Raw genomic sequence first — 19832 nt, 5'->3', positions numbered from 1 at the left:
TTGCCGCATTCCCGTAAAATCGTCGTGCTGCTGAAGGGATATCCGCGTCTGTCGGAAACCTTCATCGCCCAGGAATTGCTGGGTCTCGAAAAGGCCGGTCTTGAGCTGGTCCTCGTCGCGTTGCGCCGCCCCACCGACAAGAAGCGGCACGCCGTTCACGATGAAATACAGGCACCGGTCCACTACCTGCCCGAATATCTGCATCAGGAACCCATCCGGGTGCTGCGTGCCTTGTTTGCGAGCCGCAAGCGGCCGGGCTTCCGCAAGGCATTTGCCCAGTTCCGCTCGGATCTGCGGCGTGACTTCACCCGCAATCGCTTCCGTCGTTTCGGGCAGGCGGCAGTGCTGGTCAACGAATGGCCTAAGGACGCAGGCTGGCTGCACGCCCATTTCATCCACACGCCGGCATCGGTCGCCGCCTATGCCAGCCAGATCACCGGGATTCCCTGGACCGTGTCCGCCCATGCCAAGGATATCTGGACATCAAGGGACTGGGAACTCTCCGCCAAGCTGGCAAGTGCCCGATGGGCCGTGACCTGCACACGCACCGGCTACGAGCATCTGCAGCAGCTCGGCCCCGAAGACGTCAGCCACATTCATCTGAGCTATCACGGGCTCGACCTGAACCGCTTTCCCCATTTCGACGGCCTTCGCCCGCCACGCGATGGCGCCAGCAGCGACGATCCGGTCACGATCATCAGCGTCGGACGAGCGGTCGAGAAAAAGGGCTATGATGTTCTGCTGAAGGCATTTGCCCTCCTGCCGTCGGACCTGCACTGGCGCTTCGTCCATGCCGGCGACGGTGGCGAGCGTCCCAAGCTGAAGAAACTGGCCCATGAACTGGGCATCGACGACAAGATCACCTGGCTGGGCGCCGTCGATCAGAAGGATGTACTCCAGGCCTATCGCACGGCCGATATCTTCGCGCTGGCCTGCAGGATCACCAGCGATGGCGACCGTGACGGGCTTCCCAATGTTCTGGTCGAGGCGGCAAGCCAGCGTCTGACCTGCGTTGCCTCCGACATTTCCGGCATACCCGAATTGTTCAAGGACGACGAGAACGGCCTGCTGGTGCCTTCGGAAGATCCGCAGGCTCTGGCCAACGCGCTGGAACGGGCAATCCGCGATCCTGAGCTTCGCGACCGGCTCGGACAGGCGGCCGAGAAAAAGGTGCGCGGCAGTTTCGATTATCACTCCAGCGTCGGCCAGTTGAAGGCGCTGTTCGAAAGCGAATGGCAGGCGCCGAAATGACGCAGGCCGCCGCGATGGGATCGCAACCCCGCGTCCTGTTCTACGTTCAGCACCTGCTGGGCATTGGCCATCTGGCTAGGGCAAGCCACATCGTCCAGGCACTTGCCGAAAATAATTTCGACGTGACGCTGGTGACCGGAGGTATGCCGGTTGCTGGTTTTCCTGCAGCCGGCGTGAACCACGTCGCCCTGCCGCCGATCGCTGTCGGCGATGGTGGATTTTCGCAACTGGTCGATGCCGATGGACATCTGGTGGACGATGCCTTCAAGGCACGCCGGCGCGATCTCCTGCTCGCGACCTATCGCGAAAAACGGCCCGATATCGTCATGCTCGAAGCCTTTCCCTTCGGCCGCCGCCAGGTACGTTTCGAGCTTCTGCCGCTGATCGAAGCCATAGAGGCGACACGACCGCGTCCGCTTTTGCTGGCATCGCTGCGTGACATCCTCCAGGAACGCGCGAAACCCGGCCGGGATGAAGAAACCGTCGATCTGATCCGCCGCCACTTCGACGGCGTGCTGGTGCATGGTGATCCTGATTTCATCAGGCTCGAAGATACATTCCCGCTGGCGCATTCGATCACCGATCGGATCACCTACACCGGTCTGGTCACCGGACGCCCGGCCGCACCGCCCTCGGAACGATTTGACATCGTCGTGTCGGCGGGCGGAGGTGCCGTGGGTGCAGGCCTTATCCAGGCCGCTCTGGATGCATCGACTGAACTGACCGATCTTGGACGCTGGTGCATCATCGCCGGCCCAAACCTCCCCCAGCCGGATTTCGAACGGCTTGCCGCCCAGGCGCCGGACCATGTGCAACTGGTCCGCTTCCGCACCGATTTTCGCAGCCTGCTGACCACGGCAAGGCTATCCATCTCCCAGGCAGGCTACAACACAGTCTGCGATCTCCAGCAGGCGGGATGCCGATCGGTGCTGGTACCATTCGCATCCGGCGGCGAAACCGAACAGACCGCGCGCGCCGAGAGACTGGAGCGTATGGGCCTCGCCATCGTCTTGGCCGAACACTCGCTCTCCGGCAACACTATGGTCTCCGCGATCAATCGGGCGCTTGATCTGGGCCTACTGCCGGATGTGCCTGTTTTGCAACTCGACGGGGCAAATCGAACGGCTGAGTTACTGAGAGACCTTCTAAACAAGCGACCGGCTTCCCAGCTATGATGCTAAAGACCCCTCAGCCTGTCCCTGGATAGCTGCAGCCTGAAAAAACGCATAGAAGTTTTCCATGGAACCAAACCTCGCCAGATATATCTGGAACCACACCAGCCGCCAGCAACTCTGGATCCTGTTGTTTGTCGCCCTGTCGATGATCCCCTATTATCTCGCCTTCGACCTGCCCAAGCAGATCGTCAATGGCCCGATACAGGGAGATGGTTTCACCAAGGCTGGCGATACGCAGCTGTTCATGCACCTGACCCTGGACATTCCGTTCTGGGGCAATGTCGAGCTTTTCCCCGGCCTGCCGCTGGAACGCCTGCCGTCCTTGATGGCGCTGAGCCTGACCTTCCTGATGCTCGTCATCATCAATGGCCTGTTCAAATTCTATATCAACACCTACAAGGGCCGGCTCGGCGAACGCCTGCTTCGGCGCATACGCTTTGAGCTGATCGACCGGATTCTCCGGTTTCCGCCCAACTATTTCAAGCGCATCAAGGCCGGCGAAATTGCCAGCATGGTGAAGGATGAGGTCGAGCCGCTCGGCGGCTTTACCGCAGATGCCTTTGTGCAGCCGGCCCTGCTCGGTGGTCAGGCACTGACGGCCCTGGTCTTCATCTTCATGCAGCATTTCTGGCTCGGCTTTGTCGCATTCGCCATGGCCATCGTGCAGGTCGGCATCATTCCGCGCATGCGCCGTCGCCTGATCGAACTTGGCCGCGAGCGACAGATCAGCGCAAGACAGCTGGCAGGCCGCGTCACCGAGATCGTCGATGGCATCGGCACGGTGCACGCTTTCGACACGTCCAACTACGAGCGTGCCGATATCGCATCGCGGCTCGGCTACATCTTCCGCATCCGCTACGACATCTACCAGTGGAAGTTCATGGTGAAATTCCTGAACAACTTCCTCGCCCAGGTGACACCTTTCCTTTTCTACGTCATTGGCGGTTACCTGACGATTGTCGGCAAGCTCGACGTCGGCCAGCTGGTCGCCGTCATCAATGCCTACAAGGAACTGCCCGGCCCGCTGAAGGAACTGATCGACTGGGATCTCGCCCGCCAGGACGTGCAGGTCAAATACGAACAGGTCGTCGAGCAGTTCGAGGCCGACCAGTTGCTCGATGCCGAGATTCAGGCTCTCGAACCGTCAAGCATCGGCACGATGAACCATCCGCTCAGCACCAACAATCTGATGGTGGAAGACGACAACGGTGCGCGAATTCTGGAGCATGTATCGATCAAGATATCGCCCGGCGAAACGGTCGCGATCATCGGCACGGCCGCAAGCGGCGCCGATGCCCTGGCCGAGGCTCTGGGTCGCATCACGCGGCCGACGGGCGGCAAGGTCAGCGCTGGCGAGGACGACATCTTCATGCTGCCGGAAGCGATCACTGGTCGCAGGATCTCCTATGCGGCACCCGACGCCTACCTGTTCTTCGGCTCGCTGAAGGACAATCTTCTCTATGGGCTCAAGCACGCCCCCACCGCCACCGTCTCCTATAAGGGTGCGGCCGCCGACAAGCGCAGATGGGACATTCTCGAAGCAAAACGATCCGGCAATGCCGATTTCGACTTGAACAGCAACTGGATTGACATCGGTGCTACCCGTGCACAGGACATGGACGGGCTTTTCGAGGCAATGCGAGAAGTTCTGGAGGTTGTAGACCTTTCGGAAGACGTCCTTCAACTCGCCCTGCATTCGACCATCGATGTCGATAGCGACCCGACGCTCGCAGCCCATATCGTCCAGCTTCGCCGCAGGCTGCGCGAGGAACTGGACCGCCGCAACCTCAACAGTCTTGTCATTCCCTTCGAGGAGGACCGGTACAACACCGAGGCGATGGTCGGTGAAAATCTGTTCTTCGGTATGATGAGCTCTGACTCTGCCATCCAGGCAATCGCCAAGACCGCCTATTTCCGCAACATGATGGAGGAAAGCGGCCTCGGCGAAGCACTGTTCAGGATGGGCATGGCGATTGCGGAAAACACGGTCGAGCTGTTCAAGGACCTGCCGCTGGATCACCCGTTCTTCGAACGCCTGACCTACATGACACCGGAGGAAATTCCGGCCTACCAGCAGCGTTTGCAACGGCTGACCGGCCAGTCAATGCGCAGTGTCGGAGACGAAGACCGCATCGCGCTTATTCGCCTGAGCTTCTTCTACGTCGAGCCTCGACACCGTTTCGGCCTGCTCGACGAAGCCTTGATGAGCAAGATCATCGAGGTCCGGCATCGGTTCCATGATCACCTGCCGAACGCCCTGCGTGGATACATCGAGCGCTATGACCCGAGTGCCTATCTGTCGTCCGGGAATCTGATCGAGAATATCATCTTCGGCAAGATCAATCATCGGTTCAGCGATGCTGCCAAGCAGCTCCGCGAAATCGGCTCCTCGCTGATGCGGGCTCAGCCCGGCCTGTATCAGGCTCTGCTGGCACTGGGGCTGGAATACAATATCGGGGCTGCCGGACGGCGGCTCTCCCATTCGCAGCGCCTCAAGCTGAGTTTTGCCCGGGCCCTGATCCGCAAGTCGGACTACTATATCTTCAATCGACCGCTTTCAGGGCTCGATCACCATCTTCAAGACAGGATCGTCGAAGCGTCCCTTGCCTTTCTGGCAAAGGATGGTGATACTCCTGCGGTGGTCTGGGTACTTTCGAACACGCCCCTTGCAAAGCACTTTGAGAGGGTTATTGCTTTTAACGACAGAACTGTGGCGGAAGATGGGTCTTACGAGACAATTGTCGAAAACGGTTCGGTCTATAAGCAATTGATAGCATAGTTGGTGGTAGGACAGTCGGAACGCAATTTTTCGAGGCAGGTGAATGTGATGATCCTGAATGACGAAGTGCAGATGTTACGCGGTGTACCTCTCTTTTCCGGCATGGATGCTGGAAAACTGAAGCTGCTTGCGTTTGCCTCTGACCGGGTCATCTACGGAACCGGCCAGGAATTGTTCCACCAGGGCGATGCCGGCGATGCTGCCTACGTCATCCTGTCGGGCGCCGTGGACATCATCATGGACAGTCCCGCTGGCGAAACCAAGATTGCCGAAGTCGGCTGCCGTTCCGTGGTCGGCGAAATCGCCATCCTGTGCGATCGTCCGCGCAACTCGACGGTCAAGGCAGCCACCCCGGTCGAAGCCCTTCGGATCAGCAAGGACTACTTCCTCAAGATCCTGGCCAGCTGCCCGCGCACGATGGCCGAAACCATGCGCATCCTGGGCGAGCGCATGGCGACCACCCACTGATCTGCCACTTGCTGGACAGCCCATCCCCGATCCGGCTCTAGGCTTTATCGGCAAGAAGATCGCGTGCCGATCGCCATCTGCAGCCCGCATGGTCTGACGTGGCCGCAAAAAGCATCTCCAGCAAATCCCAGGCCGCCGCATCGTGCACGAGATGATGGGTCAGCAACCCGACCGGACCCTTGTGGGTTCGCGACATCGCCACCAGATCTGCGATCACGGCACCCAGCGGGCGCGCGCCGCGCGTGCCACGCCAGTCCATGATATCCACATGGGTATTCAGCATCGTCAGCGGACCTGATTTTTCAGGCCCGTAAACGGACAGCGCCTCGAGGCCGAGACCACCGAGTTTATCGATGATCTCGCTGTCGATCCTGTTCCAGGGCGGCACAAGCATAGGCAGGAACCGGGTCTGGTAAAGAGATGCAAGGTGCTCGCGCGCCCGCGCAAGTTCGTCGAGCACCGTTGCAAGCGGTCGATGCAACCCCAGCTCACGGCTTTTCTCACCCGCACCCGCATGATTGACATGAGCCCAACCATGCACCGCCACCTCGACCGCCATCTCCAGAGCCAGACGTTGCTGTAGCTCGGCGCCGGTAAAGGCGGGGATGACCGCAAGCAGCACTGGCACGCGGTGACGGTTCGTCAGCTGAAGCAGGCAGTCCAGTGGCGCGCTTGGCTCGACTGCATCATCGTCCCGAAGCCATAGATGCAGCGGGTCGCCAAGATCGGCACGACGATCAAGCTCCTCGATCAACGGATCGATTTCTGTCTGCCCAATCATGACTGACCTCCCAAATAGTGTTGAAGGATGGCATCGAGCGCCTTGCTCGCGGCATCAAGCGAGTGATCACGCACGACGCGGGCACGCGCATTCCCGGCCATTCGGCGCCTTTCCTCTTCATTCCCCAGCAAGCTTGCTATGGCCGCAGCATACGCATCTATGTCGCCCGGCTCCGTCAGAATGCCCGTCGCGCCGTTATCAACAACTTCAGGCACACCCGCCGTCGCCCAGGCGACCACCGGCACACCGGCCGCCTGCGCTTCCAGATAGGCAAGCCCGTAGGCTTCGCCGCATCCCGGCCAGACATACAGTGCGCTGCCCGCGAGAATGCGAGCAATCTCGACAGGCTCTTGTTGGCCGAGCCATTCAATCCGGCCTTCCGGCAAGCCGGAAAACAAAGCCCTGACATCGTCGCGCATTGGACCGTCGCCGACGACCGACAGCCTCCATGGCTGATCGCGGATCCGGTCGAGCGCCTGGGCAAGGGCCTTGTAGCTGGCCAGCTTGTCGCCCGACCGCATCATCGCCACAGTCACCAGACGAAGCGGATCAGGTCGGGGAGAAGTCCCGAGAAATGCATCGGCATCGATGAAGGGCTTGAGGCTCGCGACCACCGCCTCTGGTGCAGCCGCAACGAGCCCGGCGCGATCGCGTTCGGTCAGGGAGATGTTCACCGCAGCGAGGCGGATGCAATCGAGCACGCGGGCCTGCAGATCGCTCCACACACCGATATTCCGGCGATGGGAATAGGATGCCTCGACGGTGACATGGGGAAGCCTGAACTCCGCACACAGGTCAGGGCCAAGAAGGTCCGGCGACTTGTAGTAAGGATGATAGCAGAACCACAGATCCGGTACGCCCCGTTGACGCCACTGCTCACGAAGACGTGCGGCCTCTGCTCCGGCATTTTTCAGCAGCGCGTCGCGCCCGTCTCGATCGCCATGGTCGGCGATGAAGGCCCGCAGATCCGAGACGACTTCCACGCTGTGACCGCAAAGCTTCAGACAGGCGATCAACTGGCGCGCCATCAGACGATCACCCGAAGGAACCGGGTGATCCGGCGATTTCAGTGGAGAATAGAAGGCGATTTTCATGACGTCCGCCCAGCCACCGAAGGGCTTCCCACCGCGGACTTGACACATCGGCGGTGCGCAAAAAACAGCTGGCGACACAGCAAGTTCGCGTCATACGCGCGCGCCTCAACCAGACTTGACATGCAGGCTAAACTCTCCCATCTGGACGTGCCGATCTTGTATAAGTGCACGGAGTACCGATGCCAACACCTTTGCATTCCTACGAGATGCTGCTGCAGCACATCCAGTCACGCAGCGCGCGGGTAGGCGTCATCGGACTGGGTTACGTCGGCCTCCCGCTCGCGATCACGGCCTCCAGGGCCGGCTTCCCGGTCACCGGCTTCGACATCGATCCAACGAAGATCATCTCGATCGAGGCAGGCCGCAGTTACATCGAGGCCGTTCCCGACGATATCCTCGGCGAGGAGTGCAAGGCGGGCCGGTTTGCGGCGACATCCGACTTCTCCCAGCTGGGCAGTTGCGACGTCATTGCAATTTGCGTCCCAACGCCCCTGACCCATCACCGCGACCCGGACATGTCCTATGTCCGAAAGACATGCGAAGAGATCGCCCGCACCCTGCGCCCCGGCCAGCTGATTGTGCTGGAATCGACCACCTATCCCGGCACGACGGACGGACTGGTCAGGCAGACGCTCGAGGCCGGCGGCTTGAAATCCGGGCAGGACTTCTTCCTCGGGTTTTCGCCGGAGCGCGAAGATCCGGGCAATCGACATTTCCAGACATCGACCATCCCGAAAGTCGTCGCCGGCGATGGCGAGCACGCCACCTCGCTGGTAAAGAGCTTCTACGGCGCTGTGGTCAAGACGGTCGTGCCCGTATCATCGACTGCCACCGCAGAAGCCGTGAAGCTGACGGAAAATGTCTTTCGCGCCGTCAACATCGCCTTGGTCAACGAACTCAAGATCATCTACGACGCCATGGGCATCGACGTGTGGGAAGTCATCGACGCGGCAAGCACCAAGCCGTTTGGCTACATGCCCTTCTATCCCGGCCCGGGCCTTGGCGGCCATTGCATCCCGATCGACCCCTTCTACCTGACATGGGTCTCGCGCAAATACGAACTCCCGACCCGTTTCATCGAGCTTGCCGGCGAAATCAACTCTGCCATGCCGCGCCACATCGTCGAGAAGCTGGCGGAAGCGCTGGATATCCGACTTGGCAAGGCACTGAGCCGGTCGAAAATTCTGGTTGTCGGCCTCGCCTACAAGAAGAATGTGCCCGACATTCGCGAGAGCCCTTCGCTGAAGCTGATGACGCTGATCGAGGAGCGCAAGGGCACGGTTTGTTACCACGATCCGCATGTCGCTGAAATTCCATCGACGCGCGAATACAGCATGCTCATGGGGCGCGCTTCGGTCGAGTGGGACGAAGAACGCATCCGGAGCTTCGACGCGGTGTTGATCGCAACCGATCATGACAGCATCGACTACGCCGCACTCGCCAAGTGGAGCCCATTGATCATCGACACCCGAAATGTATTTTCACGGTTGAAGATCTATGGCGACAATATCGTCAAGGCATAAGGTGCCGGTCGGTACCGACAATGATAGGCCAATTTCATGAGCCGTTTGGACAGTTTCATTCGCCGGATGTCGGCACAGCGCGATATCATCGATCACGTCCGCGATAACGTTCCCCTCTTGCCGACAGGGACCATCCTCGAGATCGGCCTTGGCAACGGCCGGACGTTCGACCATCTGCGCGACCGCTTTCCCGGACGGCGGATCATCGCGTTCGATCGCGCGCTCGGCGCCCATTCATCCTCCACGCCGGAACCTGAAAACCTGGTAATCGGCGAAATCGGTGAAACCGCAAGAGCCTTTGCTGGACAGGGTGCGGCCCTCGTTCATGCAGACATCGGCACCGGCTATCCCGACAAGGATGCCATCACCCTCACCTGGCTACCCGACATCGTCAGCGCTGTCCTTGCGCCGGATGGCGTTGCGATCAGCGGCCTGCCGCTGGAGCATCCGTCCCTGGCACCCTTGCCAATTCCATCGACCGTCGATCCCGACCGCTATTTCCTCTATCGCAGGACGGCCTGACCGGTCGTGCCGAGGCTCGGCCCTGAAATACCGGCAGTCGCGATCATTGCCGATGCTCATTTTCACGATATCGAAGGCAATTATGACGTCGATGGCGTCACGGTCGGCGGCAGGAGACTGACGGTTCGCAGTTGGGCCGACACCGCCCGCTCGACCAGGGTCTTCAACGAAAGCTTTGCCGCTCTGCCAGCCGCACTGGAGGATGTTTGCTCAAGGGGCATTCGCCACGTCGTCCTCCTCGGTGACTATACCGATGACGGGCAGAGGATTACCACCGAAAGCGTTGCTCGCCTGCTGCGGCACTGGCGCGACCGGCACAACGTGTCGTTCTACGCGATCCCTGGAAACCACGATGTCTTTGGCCCCCTCGGCAAGCACCAGAGCACGCGGTATCTCAACGCGTCTGGTGGCACGACCCTTGTCAGCAGCGATGCCGAGATCGCGGCACTGGATCCCGGTCAGCCGGTCGTCACACCCAGGATGTACTGCGACGGCATGCCGGCCGGCTTGCTGCCGATGGCCGAATTCGGCCTCACCCGAAACGCCGCCTATCGTCACTGGGAGACGCCATTCGGCATATCGGATGACTTTGAGCTGCGCCAGCATGACCTCCATTCCGCCGATGGCTTGACCACCCACCGGCTTGTCGATGCCTCCTATCTGGTCGAGCCGGTGGAGGGTCTGTGGCTGTTGATGCTCGATGCCAATGTCTTCGAGCCGCGCAATGGCAATCGCGACATCGCCCGCAAGAAAGCCTTCCTCGACAGTTCCAACGCCGGCTGGAACGCCCTGCTGCGCGTCAAGCCGCACCTGATCGACTGGATTGCCGATGTGTTCGCGCGTGCTGACAAGCTTGGCAAGCGCCTGCTGGCGTTTTCCCATTATCCTGTACTCGATCCGTTTGAGGATACGTCCAACAGCGAGGAAGCGCTGTTCGGCATGACCGACATTGCAAGGAGAACGCCGGTTAAGGCTGTTGCCGAAACGCTTGTCCGGGCCGGCCTCAAACTGCATTTCAGCGGCCATCTCCACGTAGCGGCTCGGTCCGATTGGGCAATCGGCTCGCAGGGCCTGACAAACATCGCGGTCCCGTCGCTTGTCGCATTTCCAGCCGGCTACACGATTGTCCGCGCAGACAGAGATACGCCCGAGATCGAGACCATATCCCTGGCCTCGTTGCCCCTTGATCCCGACCTGCTCGATCTCTACCGGGCCGAAACCAGCAAACCCGGCGCGACACCGGAACCGGCACTGGAAGCGCGGAACTACGGAGAATTTCTCAACCGGCACATGCACGCGCTGGTCGTCAGTCGCTATCTACCCAACGACTGGCCAGAGGAGCTGCGCGAGCTTGCCCTTCATGCATCGCTGGCTGACCTCTGCCGCTTGTTGCTTGGCAAGCCGCTGCAAATTGAGCCGCCGCGCGAGGCCCAGAATGCGACGACTGACAACGAGAGCAGGTACACAATCCTTGACGATTGGGCGAAAGCGCATGATCTGGACCCCGCCAGCCTGAACGCCTCGCCTCTCCTGCAACTCGTCGTGGACTGGTACCGGCTTCGCCAGGGCAGCGACCAAGCACTCACCTGGGTCCCCGCCGAAAGGCTGCGGGTCTACCGGGTTTTGGCGTGGGAATTCGGTGACCTCAGCCTTTCCGAACACAAGAACCTTCAGGATTTCCTCGCCATATTCCTCGGCGTCCTCGGTCGGTCGATAGAGCGAGCGACACGTATCGCCCCAATGCCACGGTCTACGGATCAGCGCTGACAAGCGCCGCATCCTGTCAGCAGTCGACCTGGCAGACGAGCGCAAAGGCGACAAGGAAAGCCCGCTTCTTGGCCAACCCGCACTTGCGGTTTTGATCCCACAGATGAATGGCCACTTGCAATCGCGCGAAAAAGGCGTTTGGCTATGGACTGTGGTATTGTGACATTCGCTGTGTGAAGCGCGGCGCAATTGTTTAAATGAATGAAAGAGAACGTGTTTTCGATCAAATTCTGGGGCACCAGGGGCAGTATTCCCGTATCCGGGCCTCAATTCCAGCGCTATGGTGGCAACACCCCCTGCATAGAGGTGCGGTGCGGCGACCATCGCCTATTGTTTGACGCCGGTTCCGGCATCCGCGAAGTCGGGATGGAAATGCTGGAACAGAACCTGAAACAGTCCCATCTGTTCTTCAGTCACTGTCATTATGACCACATCATCGGCCTGCCTTTCTTCAAGCCGATCTACAATCCCGCGGCCAGCGTCAATATCTGGTCCGGACATCTCGCCGGTCAGATGACGACCCGCGAGATGGTCAGTCGCTTCATCAGCCCGCCATGGACACCGATCGACACGACTATCTGCAAGGCAAATCTGATTTTTCACGATTTTCACGCCGGCGATGTCCTGACCCCGTTCTCCGGGATCGAGATCCGGACATTCCTGCTCGATCATCCAGGTGGCGCGATCGGCTACAGGGTCGAGTGGGAAGGGAAATCTCTGGCGCTGGTCTTTGACATTGAACACCAGGCCGGCATCCTTGATCCGACCGCATTGGAGCTCATGCAGGATGCCGATATAGCCGTCTATGACGCCGCCTATACGGAAAACGAAATGCTGAAATACAAGGGCTTTGGACATTCGACCTGGGAACAGGGTGTAAAGCTCGCCATGCAGGCATCCACCCGCAAGCTGGTGCTGTTCCATCATGCACCTTCGCGAACCGACGACGAATTGGACAGGCTGGAGAAACTGGCGCAGGAGCGTTTTGCCGAAACCGTTGCCGCGTGGGACGGAATGGTGCTTGAACTCTGAATTGCCACGTTCCGGTGATTTGACCAGACGGGTTGGTTTACCTCTCTCGGAGCAACGGCAGTCCTGGTCAACTCGGGCATCTGCCGTGCACCTGAAAATGGATCGACGACAACCGGCTTATTCTTCATCATCACGCCTTCGGTCAAAAGGCTCACGGCAACAGAAACCCAAGGCGGCAGCGTGAAAAAAGTCATAGTCTCCGAACGGACGCTGCGCGATGTGCGGCTGGCATCCGGACTGGTGATCTTCATTTTCATCGCATTGCATATGCTCAACCATGCGGTCGGCCTGATCTCGGTTGAAACGGCTGATCACTTCCGCCGACCGTTCCTCGCCCTTTGGCGCAATCCGATTGCCACCGTGCTTCTCTACGGTTCGTTGCTGATCCATTTCCTGCTGGTTTTGCGGGCGATTTATATCCGCCGCAATTTCGTCATGCCGAAATCCGAAGCGGCGCAGATCCTGCTCGGTCTGATGATCCCCCTCCTACTGATCCCGCACATCGTCGGAACACGGGTTGCCAACGAACTGTTCGACTACCGCGACACCTATGCCGCCGTCGTCACCCAGCTTTGGATCAGTTCGCCGGTCAATGGCGTGCAACAATCAGCCGTGCTGGTCATCGCCTGGCTGCATGGATGCATCGGCCTGCATTTCTGGCTGCGGTATCGCACGTGGTATGGCTGGGCATCCCCCTGGCTCCTGGTTCTTGCGATCATGCTTCCCGTCCTGGCGCTGCTCGGCTTTTCCGAAATGGGTCGGACAATTCAATCCCCCTTGGGAATAGGGCGCGGCTATCCCGGCGGCTACTACGACCCGACAGCACCGTCTGCCTCGACTATGGTACAGCTGGCCGCAGTCCGGATGTGGGCTTATGCCACATTCGCCTTTTCGCTCGTGGCGCTCCTGCTGTTTCGCCTGTACCGAAAGCTGCGTGAGCGCGTCCACCGTATCGCCGTGCGCTATCCCGACGGGCAGGTGGTCCATGTGCCACGCGGCTTTTCCATTCTCGAAGCCAGCAGGCTGGGCGGCGTGCCGCATTACGCGGCCTGTGGCGGCAAAGGCCAGTGCTCGACCTGCCGCGTCCAGGTCGTCAGCGCCGAAGGCAATCTGCCCGCAATCGGCACGCTGGAGCAGAGAACCCTCATCCGCATCAAACCGGAACCCGGCGTGCGCCTTGCCTGCCAGTTGCGCCCGACAGGTAACCTGACGGTTGCCCCGCTTCTCGTTGCCATGCCCGATACGATGGTCCCGGCAAACAGCCAGGAGATCAGCCCCGGCAGGGAGCGGGACATCGCAGTCCTGTTCTGTGATCTGCGCAATTTTACCACCCTGACCGAAAGCCGCCTGCCATTCGATATCGTCTTCCTCCTCAATCGCTATTTCGCCGTGGTCGGTCATGCGGTGGAAGAAACGGGCGGACAGCTGGACAAGTTCATCGGTGACGGAGCCATGGCCTTGTTCGGCATCAACACCACACCGGAGGAAGGCTGTCGCCAGGCGCTGGAAGCGGCCCACCTGATCATTGCCGGCATCGAGGAATTGAATGTCGAACTGGCGAATGACTTTTCCACCCAGTTGCAGATCGCCATCGGCATCCACAGCGGTCACGCAGTGGTCGGAACCCTTGGCTACGGCCGGACAAAGAACATGACCGCCATCGGCGACACCGTGAATGTCGCAAGCCGGCTTGAAGCGGTGGCAAAGCAGTTCAATGTGCCGCTGGTTGTTTCGGAGCCTGTGGCGCGGCTTTCGGGCGTGGACCTGACCGGCATGGAGACGCATGAGGTTTCTTTGCGCGGTCGTGAGCTCCCGCTGAACGTGTTCATTCCGCTTGCCCAGGCGCATGCGGCATCGGCATAGGCCGCACATCCACCGGCAAAAACCGGTAATGCGGCACGGCGGACGGTATGGTAAGGTGCAGCAATGAACGCAGGTCCAGACGACAGGTTTTACCAATCCGTCCCGCTGTTTGCCCGCTTTGAAGGCGTGGTGGACCGGCAGAACTACAAGCCGCTGCCGGATGATTGGTGTCTCGCGATTGCCGACATCGTCGGATCGACGCATGCGATTCTCGAAGGTCGCTACAAGGCGGTCAACATGGCCGGCGCCAGCGTCATCTCTGCGGTGCTGAATGCGCTTGGTGAACACGAACTGCCGTTCATCTTCGGCGGCGACGGCGCCATGGTTGCCATTCCCGCCGGAGGTGTGGAGACAGCCGCCCGGGCGCTGGCAAGTCTTCGCAACTGGGTCGCCTCCGACCTCCAGCTGGACATGCGTGTCGCTCTGGTCCCCGTTTCTGATATCAGGGCTCAGGGTCTGGATGTCCGCGTCGCTCGTTTTGCGGCAAGCTCCCATATTGCCTACGCGATGTTCACAGGCGGCGGCGCAAGCTGGGCGGAGCAGGAGATGAAGGCCGGAAGGTACAGGGTCGACGTCTCCGATGCCGAACCCAGGCCGGATCTGACCGGCCTGTCCTGCCGCTGGGACCCTATCCAGGCGCACAATGGCGAAATCGTTTCGATCATCGCCAAGCCGAGGTCGGCAGAAACGATGGATGCCTTCCGTAAACTGGTCGGCGACATTATCGCCGTCACCGCAGAACAGAACCGGGAGGCGCATCCGATACCGGCTTCGGGGCCTGAACTTGCCTTTTCGGCAGAAGGCATACGAAGCGAGGTAAGTGCCACGGCGCCACCGTCAAGGCGCCTCCGCCAAAGGCTCTCCATTATGTTGCAAATCGTCTTGACGGTGGTCCTGCACAAACTGAACCTGCCCTTGGGCAGCTTCGATGCACGGCGCTACAAGGCCGATGTCGCCGCCAACTCGGATTTCCGCAAATTCGACGACGGACTGATGATGACCGTCGATGTCGATTCTGGTCATAGAGACCGCCTCGTGCAGCGATTGGAGGCTGCGGAACGCGATGGCGTCTGCGAATTCGGCCTGCATCGCCAGGACAAGGCGCTTCTCACCTGTTTTGTTGCAACTGCGCTGTCGCGAGACCATATGCACTTTATCGACGGTGCCAGTGGCGGATATGCGCTTGCAGCCAGTCAGTTGTCGGAAAAACGGGCACAGGCCAGAAAAGCGGAGGGGCTGGCGCAGCCGACTGAGCAGAACATTTGATCAAGCACATGCCGTAAAACAGGGCACCACATGAGCCACAATCCCCAACTCGTTTCAAATATCTTCATGGACAAGGTCGCCGACTGGCTGACCAAGTCGGCGCTCGCCGGCAACACTCTCGAGGAGATCATCAGCGGTTTCTGCGATCGCATTGCCGCCACAGGCATTCCCATCCACCGCATTCACCTCTCTTTCGCCATGCTCCATCCGCTCTACGATGCGCTGGGCTTCACCTGGCGACCCTCGACGGGCCTGATCGTCGAGCGTTATGTCCATGACATCGAAAAGCCCGAGGTCTTCCTGCAAAGCCCTTACTACAAGTTGCTGACCAGCAATCTCGAGTTCATGCGCCGGCGCGTTCCGGCGGAAGGCCCGGTGGAGTTTCCGATCTTCGAGGATCTGCGCAAGGAAAATATCAACGACTATATCGCCTTCGTCCAACCGCTCGGCAACCAATCGTCGCAGGGCATGATCGGCTCCTGGTCCACGGCAAGCGAACAGGGCTTCAGCGAGGACGTCATCGCCGCGTTGATGCGCATACAGGACCATCTGGCTGTTGCTGCCAAGGTCGCGGTTCTCGACAAGCTCGCCAACAACCTGCTGACCACCTATCTTGGCGAAGGCGCCGGCAAGCGCGTGCTCAACGGACAGATCCGCCGCGGTGACGGCGAAACCGTCCGCGCAGCCTTGGTCATGGGCGACATACGTCAATCAACCCAGATCGCCGATACCGAAGGCCGCCAGGCCTATATCGACACGCTGAACGAATTCTTCGATGCCGCCGCCCAGCCGTTCAATCGCAATGGCGGCGAAATCGTCAGCTTCGTCGGAGATGGCTTTCTTGCGGTCTACCCCTGCGGGAGACACAAGGATACGTCTGAAGTTGCATGCCGGCTTGCTTTCGAAGCCGTCCGGCAGGCACAGGCCCGCATGACCGAACTGAACCGCCAGAGACGCACCAACAATCAGAAAGCGATCGGCTATGGCCTCGGCCTGCATATTGGCAATGTCATGTTCGGCAATGTCGGCCTTCGCGATCGGTTGACCTTCTCCGCCTTCGGTTCGTCCGTCAATGAAGTCGAGCGCCTGCAGGCCTTCACCAAGAAATACAACTCCCAGGTCATCGCCAGTGATGCCTTCGCTTCGTATTGCGGCGGCGACTGGACGATACTCGGCGATGAGGAACTGCGCGGCGTCGGCCACAAGGTCACGCTCAAGCGGCCGGAATTGCAGCAGGAGCCACTACTGGTCGATGCCCTGGCCCGCGACCTGTCCAGGCCCGCGCTGTCGGAGGCCGAAAGGGTCATCTTGCTTCATCGGGATGCCAGCAAGACGGCAGAGAAGAAGCACAATTTCCTGGACAGGTGGATCCAGTAGCCGAACGCCAGATATGTCGCCGGCCCCTTCACGTCGGCGACATATCAAACACTTCAGCGAATTGTGCGGGGACGACGCGTCGATAACGCTTGTCGTGTCCCGTATTACAGATACGTTCGTTTTCGAACTGCATAGCGACCAGCGGTGAGGCTGTTTCTCTTCATGCGGTTGGGCCTGTACCGACCTCCGATACATTGCGCGGTGGAAAATGGAAAAAAGCCTGACGCGTTACATTTGGGCGAACACCTATGCCCAGCAGGTCTGGATCCTGCTGATCGTGTTCCTGTCCATGATCCCTTATTTCCTTGCCTTCGACCTGCCCAAGCAGATCGTCAACGGTCCCATTCAGGGAGAGGGGTTTGAAAACCCCACAGCCACCCAGCCGTTTATGGAGCTGTCTTTCGACATGCCGCTCATCGGACATGTCGATCTGTTCGGTGGGTTCAGCCTCGATCGTTTCCAGACCCTGATGGGTCTGAGCCTTGTCTTCCTCAGCCTTGTCGTATTGAACGGCTTGTTCAAATTCTACATCAATACCTACAAGGGCAGGCTTGGCGAACGCATGCTCCGTCGTATCCGTTTCGAACTATTCGATCGGGCTCTGCGCTTTCCACCTCTGCATTTCAAGCGAGTAAAATCCCCCGAAATTGCCACGATGATCAAGGATGAAGTGGAGCCGCTGGGCGGCTTTATCGGCGACGCATTCGTCCAGCCGGCACTCCTCGGCGGGCAGGCCATAACCGCTCTGATCTTCATTCTGGTGCAGAACATCTGGCTCGGTCTGATTGCAACGGCGATGGTCGGTGTCCAGGCCGCGATCATCCCGCGCATGCGCAAACGCCTGCTGGAACTGGGCCGCGAGCGGCAACTGACCGCCCGCGAGCTTTCCGGCCGTGTTGCCGAAGTCATCGACGGGATTTTCACGATCCGCGCCAATGACACCTCGAACCTCGAACGCGCAGATATTGCCGCGCGGCTGGCACGGATCTTCTCGATCCGCTACGACCTCTATCAATGGAAGTTCCTGGTCAAGTTCATCAACAACATCCTCGCCCAGCTGACGCCCTTCCTGTTCTATGTCGTCGGCGGAACTCTTGCCCTTCAGGGCAGTCTCGACATCGGCCAGCTGATTGCCGTCATCGCCGCCTACAAGGATCTCCCCGGACCGATCAAGGAACTGATTGACTGGGATCAGGCGCGCCAGGACGTGCAGATCAAGTATCAGCAGGTCGTCGAGCAATTCGATATCGAGCCGCTGGTCAGCCCTGCCGTGCAGGCGCTCGTCAAGACCCGTTCGCCGCGGCTCTCGGAAGCTCTGGTCGTCACCAACCTTGTCCTCTGCGACGACAGCGGCGCACGCCGGCTTGATCGCATCTCGCTGGAGATTCAGCCCAACGAGACGGTCGCGGTCATCGATCACAACGGCAATGCTGGAGAGGCACTGGCGGAAGCCATCGGCCGGATCATCCTTCCTGACTCCGGTCGCATCACGATTGCAGGCCAGGAACTGCACGAAATGCCGGAAGCGGTGACCGGCCGGCAGCTCTCCTATGCCTCGTCCGACACGCATTTCTTCCAGGGTACATTGCGCGACAACCTGCTTTATGGATTGAAGCACGCCCCGCTGCGCGACATCGAGTACACCGATGCGGCGGCGCGGCAGAACCAATGGGAGCGCACCGAAGCCCAACTCGCCGGCAATCCGTATCTCGACCTCAACAGCGACTGGGTCGACTATCAATCGGCTGGGGCAAGCGGTCCGGAAGATCTTTACAAGGTCATTGGCATGGTCCTCGACACCGTGACGATCACCCAGGACATTCTCGATCTTGCCCTGCGTTCGCGGGTCGATACCAAGACACACAGGGCACTCGTTGATCGTATTGTCGAACTGCGCGCCGAAATGCGCCGCCGTCTGCAGGACGAAGATCTGGATGCAGTCGTCGTACCCTTTGAGCCGCAGTCCTACAATGGACATGCGACAGTGGTGGAGAACCTGCTCTTCGGCAGCATGAAACAGCCGATGATGTCACCCGAGCAGCTCTCGGCACACCCCTATTTTCGCCGAGTCATGATCGAAACCGGCGCTGCCGGACTGCTGTTCGAAATGGGATTGTCGATCGCCGAGACCGCGGTTGAACTGTTCAGCGACCTGCCTGAAGACCACCCCTTTTTCCAACAGCTCACCTTCATGACCGCAGCAGATATCCCGGTCTACGAAAGCCTGGTGCAGAAGTTGCAGGGGAAAACCTTGGAGGAGGCTTCGCCCGCCGACCGAAGCAGCATCATCCGGATGAGTTTCTCTTATATCGAGCCTCGCCACCGCTTCGGCCTTCTGACCGACGAGCGCATGGCGCTACTTGTCCGGGCGCGCGAGACGTTTCATGCCAATATCCCGAAGGATCTGGCCGGTGTTGTCGAACGTTACGATATCGAAAACTTCACCGCCTCAGCCAGCCTGATGGACAACATCCTGTTCGGCCGCATAGCGCTCGAACAGGATGATACTTCGAAACGCATTCGCGCCATCAGCCATGAGATATTCGACAATCTTGGCCTCAGGAATGATATTCTGTCGATCGGCCTTGATTTCGAAGTCGGATCCCAGGGCCGTCGCCTGACCGTTGCACAACGCCAGAAGCTCAACATGGCGCGTGTGCTGTTGAAGCGCTCCGACTATTTCATCTTCAATAAGCCGCTTTCGGCTTTGGATCGGCGCGCCCAGGACCGCATCATCACCAATGTCATGCAGATGTCACAGGACGATGAAACAAGCCCCTCGATCATATGGGTCCTGTCCAATCCTGATGCCGCCCAGTTCTTCGAACGAGTTCTGGTCTTCGAGGGGGCGGCAAGCCTTGACAGCGGAAATTTCGCGGAACTTTCCGAGAAAAATAGTATTTTCAAAGAGCTGCTATCGTAATAACGTCTCTT

General features: G+C 59.6%; 14 protein-coding genes. 12 read left to right on the top strand and 2 right to left on the bottom strand.

The window, feature by feature from the left end; genetic code table 11:
* The 4 genes from GVK95_RS20275 (at nt 1) to GVK95_RS20260 (ending at nt 5673) form a co-directional block, all read left to right on the top strand.
* On the top strand, nt 1-1251 hold the full coding sequence (locus GVK95_RS20275; RefSeq protein ID WP_159952504.1) for a glycosyltransferase family 4 protein: 1251 nt from the start codon (nt 1-3) through the stop codon (nt 1249-1251).
* Complete coding sequence (locus tag GVK95_RS20270; RefSeq protein ID WP_159952503.1) at nt 1248-2426, top strand: glycosyltransferase; 1179 nt, start codon at nt 1248-1250, stop codon at nt 2424-2426. The genes GVK95_RS20275 and GVK95_RS20270 overlap by 4 nt, the downstream gene beginning before the upstream one ends.
* Nucleotides 2427-2490: 64 nt before the next feature.
* Nucleotides 2491-5205: an ABC transporter transmembrane domain-containing protein gene (locus GVK95_RS20265; RefSeq protein ID WP_159952502.1), complete on the top strand. Its 2715-nt coding sequence runs from the start codon at nt 2491-2493 to the stop codon at nt 5203-5205.
* Between the two features lie 48 nt (nt 5206-5253).
* Nucleotides 5254-5673, top strand: coding sequence for a cyclic nucleotide-binding domain-containing protein (locus GVK95_RS20260; protein WP_007607443.1), 420 nt, complete (start codon nt 5254-5256; stop codon nt 5671-5673).
* Nucleotides 5674-5710: 37 nt separating this feature from the next.
* Here the strand turns inward: GVK95_RS20260 and GVK95_RS20255 are convergent, their stop codons facing one another.
* Complete coding sequence (locus GVK95_RS20255) at nt 5711-6454, bottom strand: polysaccharide deacetylase family protein (protein WP_159952501.1); 744 nt, start codon at nt 6452-6454, stop codon at nt 5711-5713.
* Nucleotides 6451-7548, bottom strand: a complete 1098-nt coding sequence (locus GVK95_RS20250) for a glycosyltransferase family 4 protein (RefSeq protein WP_159952500.1) — start codon at nt 7546-7548, stop codon at nt 6451-6453. The genes GVK95_RS20255 and GVK95_RS20250 overlap by 4 nt, the downstream gene beginning before the upstream one ends.
* Before the next feature lie 179 nt (nt 7549-7727).
* Between GVK95_RS20250 and GVK95_RS20245 the strand changes: the two genes are divergently transcribed.
* The 8 genes from GVK95_RS20245 (at nt 7728) to GVK95_RS20210 (ending at nt 19821) form a co-directional block, all read left to right on the top strand.
* Nucleotides 7728-9071: a nucleotide sugar dehydrogenase gene (locus tag GVK95_RS20245; protein ID WP_159952499.1), complete on the top strand. Its 1344-nt coding sequence runs from the start codon at nt 7728-7730 to the stop codon at nt 9069-9071.
* A gap of 36 nt (nt 9072-9107) precedes the next feature.
* Nucleotides 9108-9593, top strand: a complete 486-nt coding sequence (locus tag GVK95_RS20240) for a class I SAM-dependent methyltransferase (protein ID WP_159952498.1) — start codon at nt 9108-9110, stop codon at nt 9591-9593.
* A gap of 6 nt (nt 9594-9599) precedes the next feature.
* A complete protein-coding gene (locus GVK95_RS20235) occupies nt 9600-11360 on the top strand; it encodes a metallophosphoesterase (protein ID WP_159952497.1) in 1761 nt (586 codons plus the stop codon).
* Between the two features lie 201 nt (nt 11361-11561).
* Nucleotides 11562-12392, top strand: coding sequence for an MBL fold metallo-hydrolase (locus tag GVK95_RS20230; protein WP_159952496.1), 831 nt, complete (start codon nt 11562-11564; stop codon nt 12390-12392).
* A 180-nt stretch (nt 12393-12572) separates the two neighbouring features.
* Nucleotides 12573-14255 (top strand): adenylate/guanylate cyclase domain-containing protein, encoded by a 1683-nt coding sequence (locus tag GVK95_RS20225; RefSeq protein WP_159952495.1) that lies wholly within the window; start codon nt 12573-12575, stop codon nt 14253-14255.
* Between the two features lie 63 nt (nt 14256-14318).
* Nucleotides 14319-15521, top strand: coding sequence for a DUF3095 domain-containing protein (locus tag GVK95_RS20220; protein WP_159952494.1), 1203 nt, complete (start codon nt 14319-14321; stop codon nt 15519-15521).
* Nucleotides 15522-15551: 30 nt separating this feature from the next.
* A complete protein-coding gene (locus GVK95_RS20215) occupies nt 15552-16898 on the top strand; it encodes an adenylate/guanylate cyclase domain-containing protein (RefSeq protein ID WP_159952493.1) in 1347 nt (448 codons plus the stop codon).
* Between the two features lie 208 nt (nt 16899-17106).
* The gene (locus GVK95_RS20210; RefSeq protein WP_159952492.1) at nt 17107-19821 is read left to right on the top strand and encodes an ABC transporter transmembrane domain-containing protein; all 2715 of its coding nucleotides are present in this window, start codon (nt 17107-17109) and stop codon (nt 19819-19821) included.
* The last annotated feature ends 11 nt before the right edge of the window (nt 19822-19832 follow it).

Source organism: Rhizobium sp. 18065 (assembly GCF_902706095.1).
In the GTDB taxonomy this organism is placed as follows: Bacteria; Pseudomonadota; Alphaproteobacteria; order Rhizobiales; family Rhizobiaceae; genus Allorhizobium.
The sequence above is the reverse complement of the archived record's forward strand: the minus strand, read 5'-3'. Positions and strand labels throughout refer to the sequence as shown.